The organism is Lactobacillus nasalidis (assembly GCF_016587775.1).
Classification (GTDB): domain Bacteria; phylum Bacillota; class Bacilli; order Lactobacillales; family Lactobacillaceae; genus Lactobacillus; species Lactobacillus nasalidis.
Window position 1 is genome coordinate 1 of sequence record NZ_BOCG01000246.1, and the last position, 900, is coordinate 900.

The window sequence follows — 900 nt, forward strand, 5'->3', positions numbered from 1 at the left end:
CATCTGCACCATTGGTGAATTTGGACATTACATAGACAAGACAAGACAAGACAAGACAAGACAAGACAAGACAAGACAAGACAAGACAAGACAAGACAAGACAAGACAAGACAAGACAAGACAAGACAAGACAAGACAAGACAAGACAAGACAAGACAAGACAAGACAAGACAAAGTAAAAATTCAGCACCAGGACCGGTGCTGAATTTTTACTTTTTAATTAAACTTCCGCGGCAATCATCAAACCGCCAGCTTCAGCGTAGAAGCTGCACAGGGCCCGGCAGGATCCCAGGTCAACCTTGGCCGCCGGCGCCAGTTTCCTTATCTGGTCATGCAGCTCGGTCGCGCTGGCCAGGTTGTCGACATGGTCGATCTTGACCCGGCCGCCCCGGTAGCCCTTTTCTTCCAGGGCCTTGACCACGGCCGCCAGAGTCTTCTTTTCCCCTCTGGCCTTGCCCAGCGGCTTGATCAAGCCGTTCTCAGCCCAGCCATAGACCCAGATCTTCAGCATCCCCGCGATTTTCGCGACCGTCGGGTTGACCCGGCCGTTGTTGGCCAGGTTGGTCATCGACTTCAAGGCAAAAAAGAGGCGGACATGGTTTTCCAGGTAGTCGGTCACGGTTTCGACCACTTCCGCGAACTGCATCCCCTGGTCCTTCAAAGCCGCGATTTTCTCCGCCGCCAGGCACTGCGCCGGTCCCGCGCTCCGGCTGTCAAAGACGTGAATCAGGCAGTCGGGGTGCTCTTCCTGGTAGATTTTCGCTGCCTGCACCGCCGAGTTGCAGCTGCCGGACAGAGCGGCGGAAATCGTCAGAACGTAGATCTCGCTGCCGCCGGCGTACGCCTCAAGCCAGGCCGCGATGCCCGGGCAGGCGGATGAAGCCGCGATCCCGGCCCTGG

The 900-nt window shown here is 56.7% G+C and carries 2 protein-coding genes; one reads left to right on the forward strand and one right to left on the reverse strand.

Annotation, left to right across the window (positions count from 1 at the left end):
* Window positions 1–205 (forward strand): hypothetical protein (locus lacNas_RS04130; protein WP_201346624.1); only part of this gene is annotated, 205 nt, incomplete at its 5' end.
* 15 nt (window positions 206–220) lie between these two features.
* On the opposite strand, the gene lacNas_RS04135 is transcribed toward lacNas_RS04130, so the two are convergent.
* On the reverse strand, window positions 221–900 hold a 680-nt coding region (locus lacNas_RS04135; protein ID WP_201346625.1), incomplete at its 5' end, for a DegV family protein.